Source organism: Pedobacter sp. AK013 (assembly GCF_014205835.1).
GTDB lineage: Bacteria > Bacteroidota > Bacteroidia > Sphingobacteriales > Sphingobacteriaceae > Pedobacter.
This window is the reverse complement of the sequence record NZ_JACHCQ010000012.1, coordinates 115687-127716: the sequence shown is the minus strand read 5'-3', so window position 1 is coordinate 127716 and position 12030 is coordinate 115687. Positions and strand designations below refer to the sequence as shown.

The following is a 12030-nucleotide window of genomic DNA, read 5'->3' as shown; positions in this document are numbered from 1 at the left end:
TTGCCGTGCATAAACAAGAAAGCTATGCACCGGAGTAAATAATTCAATTAATAGGGATGAAAAAGTAACTGCTGTTAGTTTTTCCATCATATGTATACTTAATCAGTAATTAAAGACGTAATTTAATTACACCTCATTCCCTGTATAACGACAACTTGTTTCTAATCGTATATTGAAAACAGTTATCTGTTGCAAAAGCATATTTTCTGGCAAATAAAACCATTTCACCAATACCTGTCAAGCTGTTAAGGGATTACCGATCAGGAAATCTGACATTTTTTATCCATAAAAAACTGAAATACAGACAGTTGAAATACATCCACAATTTCATCAACAGTAATCATCTGCCAGGGTTGCCCGGGGTTGCTACACCAGCAACTTGACAAAGGCAAAAAAGCTTTTTTCTTTATGCCAAAAAAAGATCGTGGAAGAAGAAAACTACTTTAAAAAAATTACAGACCATTTAAAACCCTCGGTGGGGTTAAAAAATTACCTGCGTTACGTACTACAGAAACGTGCATTCAAAAAGAAACAAACCATAGCAGTAACCGATCCGTACTTCTCTACCCTGCTCTTTATTGGTACAGGTACATTAAGGCTATATGCTATCCGCGAGGAGGAAGAAACAACCATCCTGTTCTGGCAGAAAAACCAGTTTCTTACGCCGATGTTCATGCTGGGTAATTACCTGGAAAAAGAAGTTTATGTAGAATTTCTGGAAGATACCACCCTGATCGGATACCGACAAACACATACCGCTAACCTGTACAAACTATTCCCCGAGTATCGCGAAATTATTAACCGGCTGTACCAGCAGCAGCTTGCTGCATTGATGAGGCATGCAGAAGCCCTTGCATATCTGAATACCAGCACCCGTTTCGAAAACCTGATGAAAGCAAAACCAGAGCTGTTTACACTCTGCAGACTTAAAATAATTGCAGATTATTTAGGCATCCATCCAAAAGTTTTAAGCCTGTTACGTTCAAAAGCAGTAAAAAAGCAATAATTATTGCTTCAGTTTTTCTTCCAATTGCCTATTTGGCAATATATATAGCCTCCGTTTCGAAGAGTTTGCACCGAGCTTTATCATAAAACTAATAAAGCCAGTATGCAAGCAATTTCAATTAAGACAGTATATAAAGCGGGTTATATCTTATTGATTATTTTATGGGGCACCACTGCCGCCAGTAAATTAGGCAACCTCGGCGCATTTGAAGCGGAACTGGCCAAACAGATTTTCTCTACATCTTTTGCTGCATTTCTATTGATTGCCGTACCCGTATCAGAATTGGGTGCCGCTACCCTGCTTGCCTTTACCAAAACCAGGTTATACGGCCTTATCGTATCGCTCTTGTTAATTACTGCTTTTACCGTATATATCGCACTGGTACTGGCAGGCTATTTCAACAAAGTACCCTGTAGTTGCGGCGGTGTATTAAAATGGCTCGGCTGGAAAGCGCACCTCGTTTTTAACCTCATCTTCACCGCAATAACCATAACTACCCTATCTATTCACCTAAAGCGGGAGGCAGGTGACAAAGAGTGATAAGCACTATGGATACCGGTCCTATCCGATACAGAAAAATTAACCGATCGCCAGACCACCGAACCAGATCAGACCTTTAACCCTCCCTAAAACAGATAAGGGAGAAAACTTAAAAAAAATACCATGTTAAAAAAAATCAATTTAGGCCTTGTAGCCCTTGTACTGGGGTTCGGCCTAACCATTACCACAAGTGCGTTTACGGCTAAAACAAGTACTTTCTGGGCTTACCAGCCCAATGCCGACAATAATTTAAGGGATTATACCAAGTATACCCACACCTCTACACCTTCGGCCCAGTGCACAGAAGATAATGAGCCGTTACCTTGCGTTATTGAGGTGCCGGAAACTGTTACCTCCCCAACCGATCTGCAAGCTTTTTTTGTTGGAAAAACCAACAGCGATATCCTTGCCTTATCTGCACAGCGCACACCAGAACAATAGTTCAAATGTAGTGGGGAATATATTCCCCACTACTGTTATCTCGGGTTTTGCCGGATACCGCTTATGGCGATTACATCCTGCGGAATTTCCAGCGCATACCTTTTATCATTGGGCTTAAGCTCATAATCGGTACCGTTTGCCGTTCTTCGCAAGGTGATATTTGCCCCCTCCAGGTTAAGCCGCTTTAAATCAGACCACCTCAGGCCCCGCATTAAAAGCTCCTTTCTGCGTTCTTTTAAAACCGTCCCTAAAATATCCACCGAATTTACGGTGTAAGGGACATATGTACCACTTTTGAAACGTTTAATCAGCAGCGTATTTAAATCATCTACCGCAGTTTGGAAATTACCCAACCGGGCATTACATTCGGCCCTGATCAGGTACTGTTCATCAACGGTAACACCAGGAAACACCCCCTGCCCTGCCCGGTAACTCCCCCTCCAGCCAAAGGTGCCATTATTGTTATTTTTGAAGTAAAGAATTTTTCTCAGGTCGTTATCCGCATATTGGGTAATAAGTTCCCCAATAATTTTGGCCCGGCTATTATTCAAAATTTGGGGATTTGTGGCAGAAGATTCGTAAATAACCTCCGCATTAAACCTGGCAAAAGGAAACGCCGGGGCATTGCTAACCAGATTATAATCCATTAAAACAGCTTTTACTTTTATACACGAATCGGAATACAAAGCGGCTTTTCCATATTCCCGCATACTGAGATACACACGCGCAAGAAAGCCGAACGACGCCTGCCTGCCGGGGCGGAGTGCATGTACCGGTAATTTCGGCAGCAAACGCGTAGCTTCAAGAAGATCAGCAAGCACATAACCGTAGCCTTTTGCAACCGATGACCGAACCGAAGCCTTGTTAAAATCGGTAGACTCCCTGATCACCGGCCCTAAATCGCTATCGGCGGTATTGCTGTTATAACCTACTGACCAAAGTTGCAGGATGTTGTAATAGGCACGGGCACGGTTAAAATAAGCCTGCCCTTTTATATTGTCGTATTGGCTGGCATTAGTAAAATTCCTTTCAATTTTCTCCAGGTTCTCGAGCACTGTATTTGCGGTATAAATTAAGGTATACAGGTTCTCCCAATCATTAGGGAAGTTTACACTGGTAAACAAGTTGTCTTTCTCCCAGGTATAGAGTCTTTTATTCTGCTCGGCGGATAAACTGTTCAGGTCTGCATCGGTAACAAAATAATCATCGGCACTCACTTCGGCCGCACCTGGATCTACCGCATTGTTTAAATTTTCATTATTCAACAGCGCCTGCAAATCATCCAGTCGTGCCGGCACCGCCAGCTTCCTATCAGATTTTTCATCCAGGAATTTTTTACAGCCAGGCAGCAACATGGTGAGCACAATGGCTATCAGATATAATATTTTCATATAATTTATTTTAAATTAAAGGCTGGTCCTTAAGCCGAGTGAAACTGTTTTAGCAGGAATGATCCCATTTAAGCCGATCTCATAATCAGGATCAAGGCCCTGTTTATTGGCCCGCCAAAGCAGGCCTAAATTAGAAACCGTGGCATAAACAGTTACACTCCTAAAAACCTTCGACCTGATTTTCGGGCTATAACCCAGGTTAATGTATTGCAGGCGGATATGGTCGCCTTTTGTAACCAGTACCCCAGCACCCCTGTAAAAATTATCCCTGGCACTCACCGTGGGATATATCTGCGAGGGCACATCTGTAGACTGCTCATCGCCGGGTTGTTGCCAGCGCAATGCATAATCGGCATGGCCCTGCCCGGTGGCGTTCAGGTTGGCATATTGAATGGAATTTCTCCTAAAAAAATAATCGAGCTTAAAGCTACACTGCACATTAAGCTCAAAATTGCCATATTTAAAAGCATTCCCTAAACCGCCAAATACCCTTGGTATGGCAGAGCCATAATACACCAGGTCGGCAAGTTGTGTACCTACACCGGTAATCAGGTTATAATCCTTACTTAGCTTTTCGCCTACATAACCAATAGGATCGCCATTGGCAGGGTCTAAACCGCCCCACCGGTAACCATACACCGAATAAACCGGGCTCCCCACTATACCCGAAACCGATGGCGCCCCGGCAAGGCCCAAAAAAGTACTGCCCTGGTAATTAGACAGTAAATATTTATCTATCCTGTCCCTATAACCGCTTATATTAAAACTGCTTTTCCAAATTAACCTGCCTTGGGTATTAACAGAATTCAACTGAAGCTCCCAACCGTTCCCGCTCATTTCGGCCACATTTTTCACAATAGATTCGCCTACACCGCCAGAATAATCAAGGCTTGCAATACCGAACAGGTCTTTTCCTTTTTTATGGAAATACTCCAGCGAACCTGAGAGGCGGTTGTTCAGCATAGAAAAATCGATACCCAGATTGGTCATTGCAGAGGTTTCCCACTTTAAGGAAGGATTTGCATAGGTATTGAACCTGGCATAGGGCAGCCCGGTATTGGAAGAATTGCCCACATAGGCAATTGTTGAAATGGAGGTCATCGCAGGATCGATATTACCGGTAAGGCCATAGGTTGCCCTAACTTTCAGCGTGCCGAACAGGTTTTTGCTAAAAAAAGGTTCGTTCGATATATCCCATAATAACCCGGCAGACCAAAGCAGGTTCCATTTATCATTTGTATTTACCCCAAAAAGGTTTGAAGCATCCCTTCTGCCGCTCAGTGTAAAGGTATACCTGGCTTTATAGGAATAGGAAAAGTTTGAAAAAACAGAAACAAATCTTGTTGCTGTGGCCACTATGCCATTCCGGTCTGGTATAAACGCATTGTTTCCGGTGGTGAGTGAGGGAAAAGCGCTCGTATAATCTACCGCCCCGGCAGAGATAATATCATCCCTGAAACCATACAGCCTCGAAGAAAGCCCGTTAACAGCGGCCTGCCTCGTTTCGGCCCCAATAAAACCCGCTATAACATGTACCGGCATATTCAGGCTATAATTAAGCTGACCCCTTAAATTGTGCACCTGTAAAGAATTGTAAGTATTATCCAGTATGCCCCCCTTTGGTATTTTATAGCTGACCACATTGTTTGCATACTGGGCAAAATCATTAACCAGGTTCCTGGCAAAATAACTCTGCCCATCGCTCATTACGGTATTTTTCCGTTCCTGGTTTTCGTACTGGTATTTTATGGTTACAGAAAATCCATAGGGCAGTTTTTGCAACAGCGAAGCGTCAAGAATCAGATCACCTGTTTTTGTTCCGTTTTTAACATGCTGATCGTCTGTGAGCGGATAATACAACCAATCGCCTAAAAGGCCGCCCGCCAATCCGTTCAAATAAGATGCACGCCTGTCTTTCGGAATGGCCAGGGCGTTACCATTGGCATCGGCAAATTCTGCATAAGGGTAAAGATTGCCCGATATGGAACTGATACTCCCGTAATCGGGCCTTCCGGTACGGGCACTGCTATTGGTATAATAAAACCCTGCGCTTACCTCCAGGTTTTTATATGGCCGGTAACTGAGGCTCATTTTTGAGTTTATCTTTCTAAAAACAGCATCCGTTACCGATCTGTTATCATCAAGGCCAACAGAAGCATACCATTTAAACAGCTCCTGCCCGCCCGAAATATTTAGGGCTGCCTGGTTGTTCAGCGCCGCCGAGTAAAAATATTTCTGGTACTGGTCCCTTACATCCAGCAGTTTTAACCGCGCTATCTCTGCCTGCGCCGCCGTAGCCGATACCGATCCGTTTTCTTTTTTCAGCAACAGTTCTACAATGGGGCTTAATGCCGGCTGTTGCGCATTGTTTATCTGCGATTGATAAAAACCCTTGGAATAAAGAAAGATTTCATTATCAATATAATCTGCCGAAGTGATCTGCTTTAACCTGGAAAGGTTGGGGCTTTGGGCAACACTGGTATTAATGTTTGCATCGACTTTTACTTTCGAATTGAAGCGCCCGTTTTTCGAGGTGATCACTACCACCCCGTTCCCTGCCCGCGCCCCCCAGATACTCGCAGCCGATGCATCTTTCAGGATCGTGATGTTTTCCACATCATTCGGGTTGATGTTGCTGATATCGCCCTCGTAAGGAAAATTATCCAAAATAACCAGCGGCGCCTTAGGTCCCTGTATCGAGCTCAGCCCCCTGATCATCAGCCTGCCACCGCCGTTGGTAGATCTGTCTACAATTAGCCCCGAAGAAATGGCTTCGAGCCTGGAGATAATGTTGGGGCCTACCTGTTGCGCCAATAGCTTATTATCTAAAGTGGTAAACGAGCCCGTTGAACGCTCTTTTGGCAAAACCTGGTAACCGGTATGTACCTGTACCTCATCAAGAAGATGCACTGCCGGCTGCAGGTAAATTTTTATACTGGCTTTTAAAGGTAAACTTACTTTAACAACCGCCTTTTCGTAACCCATATGGCCTGCTTCAACCGTGTATGCTCCGGTATACCCGGGCATTAAAACTTTACCCGCGCTATCTGTAAGCAGTATTTTATTGATCCCTAAAAATTTCAGCACCACGCCTTCCAGCGGCCTTCCGGTTTCGGCATTCAAAACCCTGATCTCAAATTTATCCTGGCTAAAAGCAGTAAGGGAGAGGAATAAATGCATTAAAAATGATATAAATAAAAAGTATCTCATGTTAGTTTAGCTTAGCGGTTTTACTAATTACAAACATTTCAAGATCCTGGTAATCGGCCACCAGCGATAATCCGTAGGTACCTAACAACGCATTTAAACTTTCCATATCCTTTACCTCAGCAAGTTCCAGATCGACATTAAAAAGCAGGTTGGTATCGTCTAAAACAGGTTTTTTAACAAATGCACAATCCTGTATATCGTTTACCAGGCTCGCTATTGGCTGGTTGATAAATGTTGAACCTTTATGAAAGCCCAGGCTGGCTGCTTTTCCGCCCCTGGTTCTCAGTTCTCGCGTAGCCCTTGTGGCAGTGTACCGCAATTTATATACAGCGGTATGGATTACTTTTGCGCTTGCCGAGTATCCTGAATTTTCGTTCAGGTACTGCATGGCCAGTTTTTTCAGCGATGCCGATTTCGCGGTTGGTGCCCAAAAATCAACCGTCCAGAGATCTTCCGGCCTTAAAGATGGATTATTGAACCCATCCCCATCAGGAAAATCGAGCCTGATCCGCTGATCGGAAAACCACCCGAACTCTGCCCTGGCCAGCACACTGTAAATCCACCTCAGCGGACGGTTAAAAATAATCAGGCCGGTATTTGATCCGTTCGATCGGATCATGGTATTCGATATCCCCGGTATTTTACCTTTAACCAGCAGGTTAAAAGATTGCATGCCCCTGGGGTTCTCATCCATCATCAGTACCGTATTGGGATAAATGTAGTTAATCGGCGGTAAGCTTAAGTTTTCTGACAAAGCCGCCTGTATGTTTTGTTCTGAAAGTGCATCGCCTTCTGTAACGTTCCTTACAATGCCTTCTTTATCGATCCAAACCAGGTGCGGAATTTTGTTATGCAGAAAAAGACCATTCAATTCCCTGTCATCCACAATAGATGTAAAAGCCTTGCCAATAGGGTTTCTGTCAGCAGCATAAAAAGCCGAAACCAGTTTCGCACCCTCAGGTGTTACACTCACAATATTTAGCTCATTTGCGAAAAGCTTGGCAAGCCTTTCCTGCCCGGGCATACCTTTAATACAGGGAATACAAAAGGTTGCCCAAAAATCAATAATCAGCAGTTTCCCCTTAAACTTTAACATGTTGCCTGTAACTACCTTACCCTCTACCATAAAATTTCGGGGGGTAGTCCAGAATACATCAGGCACCTTATCGCCCACATGCAAAGCCCTAACAGGCGCCTGGGCGAATAAAAAAACAGAAAAAACAAGTGTAAAAGCGGTTAAAATAATTGGTTTCATATGGTTTGGTTTAATCAGCCTAAAGGGAATATTAAAAACTTTAGCCCGTATTAAAATTGGGCTAAAGCCTGCCGAACCTGCTTTGCGGACCAGGTTGGTACCGGCATTGGTTAATTTTAAACCGTTTAAATTTTTGGCATAAACTGGCCATACCAAAAAATTAGCTGATGGTTAGTATTGGTTAAGTTGAAAATAAATAAGAAAGCCTGCCAGGTGCCCTATTATTAAAGAAGCTGTTTCGGTAAAAAGCCAGCAAAGCAGGGCTTAAACACACTATACCGGGTTTTTAGGCTTTAGTGCGTACAGCCTGTCGAAATGATAACCATTATTTGGTGCCATAGCCAGCCTGGGGATTATCTGTTAAACAAAAAGGAACAGTAAAATTTTGGCCGCAATTCCAAACACCGGGAGCAGGCCCATACACAGAAACGAAGCAACCAAAATTATTTGTCTTCAGCTCCTCCTCACCTAAACTCCCCGATACCTGCGCGGCACAAGGTTTCTCTACGGCAACTAAATCCGGCCCGCTACCGCCCACAGCAGAAACCGTTAGCAAAGCCAAAGGACTGTACAGCAAAGCCCAGCACAGAAAAAAAAGTGGCAGATAACTATTATTATTCTTCATCGCTAAGCAAAAATTTTGGTAAAACATTCATTAACTAAAGCAAAGACCATCCAGAAATAACGTTCTGGAACAGCCAAGCTGCCATTGCATCCAGTTGCGGAAAAGGCAAAGCCAGCGAAAAAAGTTTTAGTCACATCTAAAAATCAGGACATACGATTCCCGTTACGGCAAAGCCGTTTATTTTTTCAAAACACAAAAAACTAGATGAAAGGCGAAAAAAACACCTAAGAAAGCAGGTCCCCAAATCCTAAAACAACAAAAATGAGGTAGGCTATCATCATTAAGAAACTATTTTATCTTTAACCCTATAGGCCAACCTACCCCATCTCAAAAATCACTCAGGATTCCTCGGTTTCAGGGCATAAAGCCGATCAAATGAACAAGTTAATAAATACTGATACCGAAATGCTTGAAAATGGCAAACCATTAAAACAAAATACTGGAACATAGCCGCCTCGGGCAACATCAACCAGTTAATCGAATTTATTTTTTGTTTGCTCATAATCGTATGTTATGAGTCTTGATGGAGAGAGAAAAAGTGGGCTTCCCAAACCATAACCTCATAATGTTTCTCACGCCTTACGTTGAAATGGAATTACAGCAGAAGCCCACTCTTATTTTGGAAAGCTAAAAATAGCCATTCCGCTATAAGAAATGGGATAAAACCTGCTGTCCTGCTCCAACGGCGTGAGATTTGAGGTTGCAAGACTCTTAATTTTACCTTTACTGGTTTTTTTATTATGTAAATGTAAATAAAAAAAAGCTAAACGTCAAGTAATTACATGACAATATTAAATAAAACATCAAAAAACACAGCCAACCATATTTTTCAGCAAAAAATGAGAAATGAGAAAATGTAAGAGCTGGGCGCTCTGCATGAAAATTAAGAGATCAATTTCTAACCGGTTGCCCTTTTAGCTATTACCTGAAAATCCCACGAAACCATTAAAACGACTATTTATTCTTACTCCTACTGACTAAAAGTGCCCATTAATGGGTATTGATTGCGCAATTGCATATCGTTAGTGTTTCCATTTTTTTGCCAATAAAATTCTGAAGCATGCATCTTTACAATATCAATAGATAATGTTCGACTTTGGTTCAAAAACTTAACGAACCGTATTTAACTGGGCTTGAAGGGTTTGAAAACAGCGTAAAAACAAAAAAGCAGCTCTTTTAAGCGCTGCTTTAAATTCATTGATTCCTAACGGGGCAACTCTCGACCTATAACATTGCCTCTTTAACCAAATTAACTAATCATATTTACCTGAAATATGATTTATTTTAGCCATGAAACTTTATGCTCACTTTTATGGTTTTTACCTATAATAGCTGCATATAAGGCTGGTTTTCTGGCCATGATGTATCTTGAGCCGCCCGCATTGCTAAGTTTTTGAGGATCTAGTTCTGCAATTGCCGTTTCATTATCTAAAGAGGTGCATTCTGCTATCACCTCGCCAAAGGGATCTAAAATCATGGAGCAACCATTTTTCAACTGATCGTCATCCATGCCGATAGGGTTTGAAAAAACGGCGTAAATAGCATTATCGTATGCTCTTGCGGGCAACCACTTCATTAACCATTTCCTGCCTTTATCGCCATTAAATTCTGCCCTCAACAATTGGGCGTTCGCATTTTTATCTTTCCACAGGCGCGCATCAACAAAGCCTGCCCCGGGCCTGCTCGATGGTGTACACATGGTTACGTGTGGCATAAAAATTACCTGTGCGCCTAAAAGTCTTGTTGCTCTTACATTCTCGATAATATTGTTATCGTAGCAAATTAAAATCCCACATTTCCAGCCTAGCAATTCGAATACGGTATAGGCAGCCCCTGGTTTAATATAGGGGTTAATAAAGGGGTGTAACTTACGGTGACTGGAGATTAAGCCATTCCCATCTACACATACGTATGCCTTATAAATTTCGTCATTTTCATCCTTCTCAAACAAACCGGCAAGAATAACAATTCTATGTTTCTTTGCAAACCCGATTAGCGCAGCTACGCTTGGCCCGTTGGGTATGCGCTCGCTAAGCGCTAACAGCTGCTCGTAGTTAAGGTGCCTTGCAAAGGTATATCCTGTAATGGAACATTCATGGAAACTGATTACATCGGCACCGGCCTTTGCAGCCTGCCCGGAAAGCTGATCGATTATTTTAAGGTTATATTCCTTGTTGCCGCTTCTGTTTTCAAACTGTGCGGTAGCTATTTTTATTTTTCTCATCGCACAAAATTATGCCCTGGCCATTAACCAGGATTGGAAAATTCCGACAACCGCGTACATATGACTAAAAAGCGATAAAATTGGAAATGAACATTCGTTCTTAAAACTGCATAAAATTAATGGCCAGTTTATTTACTTTTAATTGGTAATCCATAGGTGTAATACCAGTTATTGCCTTGAAATAATTTTGAAGGTGAGCTTGGTCATAATAACCGGCCTGATAAACCGCAGCAGTGAGTTTGTGCGCTGGAGAAAGATCCCTAAAGATTTTTAAAAAGTGCTGGAACCGGATTACATTCATGAACTTTTTTGGTGAAACACCAATCTGCCTACGATAGTGCCTTTCCAGTTGCCGTTCACTCACGTGCACTTCTTTCAACAAGTTTTCCATACTGATAAGCCCCTGGTGCCTGTTGATGAGTTCGAGGCTCAGAAGTAGATCATGATTTAAACCGCTGCTCTTTTGGAAACGTTCAAAGAGAAAGCTTTCGATGGTGTTTATTACTTCTTGAAGGCTTTTGCTTTTAGCCATCTTTCGTTCAAACGGAATTACATCGGCCCCGAAGAGATCAGTGGGAAGAAATATCCCATCATTTAGCGCATCAGCAGGTATCCCAAATAGCAAATGGAGTGCAAATGGACGTAATACCACAACCAACAAAGCCATTTGACCCTGAATTTTAAGATCTCTATAAACAGACATTTGGCCATAGATAAACATTGATGGCAATTGTTGCCCAAATGGATAATTACTGGTGCTGATCTGCATATTTTTGGTTAGTGGAACCACTATGCCTGGTTGCCCATCAGAAAACAAACGATAGGTGATCCCGACCGCCTCATGGGCATCTAATAATAAATAATGCCTGATAAATGGCATTAACTTTTTACCCGGTTCGAACTGCATTTGACTTATAATCTACCCCCATAAGTTTATTCTACCCATTTTGTAAAGGTAACGGGATTGTACCATATTATTTATAATAATTTATATTACCTAAGCGCTTTACCTGGCTTTATTGATAGAAAAGTTCACTCAATATCCTACAGTCGCCTTTAGCAATTTTTATTGTACCACCACCGCCTAAGCTTACCGTTTTAAGACGATATTCAAACCTGTAGCAATCGGATTCATTGGCTACCATTACCTTATAATATTTAAGGTTAAATCCTCTTCTTTTCATCCGTTTATCAGCCAATATCTTTGCCTGATCTTTATTACAGTTTTCAATTTTTTTCTTATTCAGGGCACAACCTTGAAAAAGAATTACATTGATGATCAATATTTTAATAAATTTCATAAACTTATAAAAAAAAGAAAGTGGTTAAACGATAAGG

The 12030-nt window shown here is 42.1% G+C and carries 10 protein-coding genes; 3 read left to right on the top strand and 7 right to left on the bottom strand.

All coding sequences use genetic code 11. The features are described from left to right. Positions 1-424 precede the first annotated feature (424 nt). The 3 genes from HDC90_RS10355 to HDC90_RS10345 all read left to right on the top strand — a co-directional run bounded on the left by HDC90_RS10355 (position 425) and on the right by HDC90_RS10345 (position 1987). On the top strand, positions 425-1006 hold the full coding sequence (locus tag HDC90_RS10355) for a Crp/Fnr family transcriptional regulator (protein ID WP_184466024.1): 582 nt from the start codon (positions 425-427) through the stop codon (positions 1004-1006). Between the two features lie 102 nt (positions 1007-1108). Beyond that, on the top strand, positions 1109-1546 hold the full coding sequence (locus tag HDC90_RS10350; RefSeq protein ID WP_184466022.1) for a MauE/DoxX family redox-associated membrane protein: 438 nt from the start codon (positions 1109-1111) through the stop codon (positions 1544-1546). A gap of 123 nt (positions 1547-1669) precedes the next feature. Then, the gene (locus HDC90_RS10345; protein ID WP_184466020.1) at positions 1670-1987 is read left to right on the top strand and encodes a hypothetical protein; all 318 of its coding nucleotides are present in this window, start codon (positions 1670-1672) and stop codon (positions 1985-1987) included. Positions 1988-2022: 35 nt separating this feature from the next. Here HDC90_RS10345 and HDC90_RS10340 read toward each other — a convergent pair whose 3' ends face one another. From HDC90_RS10340 to HDC90_RS10310, 7 genes are all read right to left on the bottom strand, one after another. Continuing rightward, positions 2023-3378 carry a RagB/SusD family nutrient uptake outer membrane protein gene (locus HDC90_RS10340; RefSeq protein WP_184466018.1) on the bottom strand — a complete coding sequence of 452 codons (1356 nt, stop codon included), beginning with the start codon at positions 3376-3378 and terminating at the stop codon, positions 2023-2025. Between the two features lie 15 nt (positions 3379-3393). Then, positions 3394-6588: a SusC/RagA family TonB-linked outer membrane protein gene (locus HDC90_RS10335; protein ID WP_184466016.1), complete on the bottom strand. Its 3195-nt coding sequence runs from the start codon at positions 6586-6588 to the stop codon at positions 3394-3396. A gap of 1 nt (position 6589) precedes the next feature. After that, positions 6590-7843 (bottom strand): TlpA disulfide reductase family protein, encoded by a 1254-nt coding sequence (locus tag HDC90_RS10330; RefSeq protein WP_184466014.1) that lies wholly within the window; start codon positions 7841-7843, stop codon positions 6590-6592. Positions 7844-8168: 325 nt separating this feature from the next. Beyond that, positions 8169-8468 (bottom strand): hypothetical protein, encoded by a 300-nt coding sequence (locus tag HDC90_RS10325; protein ID WP_184466012.1) that lies wholly within the window; start codon positions 8466-8468, stop codon positions 8169-8171. A gap of 1279 nt (positions 8469-9747) precedes the next feature. Continuing rightward, positions 9748-10692, bottom strand: coding sequence for a nitrilase family protein (locus tag HDC90_RS10320; protein WP_184466010.1), 945 nt, complete (start codon positions 10690-10692; stop codon positions 9748-9750). Positions 10693-10792: 100 nt separating this feature from the next. Further along, entirely contained in the window at positions 10793-11599 is an 807-nt protein-coding gene (locus HDC90_RS10315; RefSeq protein ID WP_184466008.1) for a helix-turn-helix domain-containing protein, read from the bottom strand. Between the two features lie 109 nt (positions 11600-11708). Then, on the bottom strand, positions 11709-11993 hold the full coding sequence (locus HDC90_RS10310; protein ID WP_184466006.1) for a hypothetical protein: 285 nt from the start codon (positions 11991-11993) through the stop codon (positions 11709-11711). Between the last annotated feature and the right edge of the window lie 37 nt (positions 11994-12030).

Excerpts from the sequence above, each read along its gene's own strand:
- HDC90_RS10335 (WP_184466016.1), bottom strand. The coding sequence starts at position 6,588 with ATGAGATACTTTTTATTTATATCATTTTTAATGCATTTATTCCTCTCC.
- HDC90_RS10320 (WP_184466010.1), bottom strand. The coding sequence starts at position 10,692 with ATGAGAAAAATAAAAATAGCTACCGCACAGTTTGAAAACAGAAGCGGC.
- HDC90_RS10330 (WP_184466014.1), bottom strand. The coding sequence starts at position 7,843 with ATGAAACCAATTATTTTAACCGCTTTTACACTTGTTTTTTCTGTTTTT.
- HDC90_RS10315 (WP_184466008.1), bottom strand. The coding sequence starts at position 11,599 with ATGCAGTTCGAACCGGGTAAAAAGTTAATGCCATTTATCAGGCATTAT.
- HDC90_RS10340 (WP_184466018.1), bottom strand. The coding sequence starts at position 3,378 with ATGAAAATATTATATCTGATAGCCATTGTGCTCACCATGTTGCTGCCT.
- HDC90_RS10350 (WP_184466022.1), top strand. The coding sequence starts at position 1,109 with ATGCAAGCAATTTCAATTAAGACAGTATATAAAGCGGGTTATATCTTA.
- HDC90_RS10310 (WP_184466006.1), bottom strand. The coding sequence starts at position 11,993 with ATGAAATTTATTAAAATATTGATCATCAATGTAATTCTTTTTCAAGGT.
- HDC90_RS10325 (WP_184466012.1), bottom strand. The coding sequence starts at position 8,468 with ATGAAGAATAATAATAGTTATCTGCCACTTTTTTTTCTGTGCTGGGCT.
- HDC90_RS10345 (WP_184466020.1), top strand. The coding sequence starts at position 1,670 with ATGTTAAAAAAAATCAATTTAGGCCTTGTAGCCCTTGTACTGGGGTTC.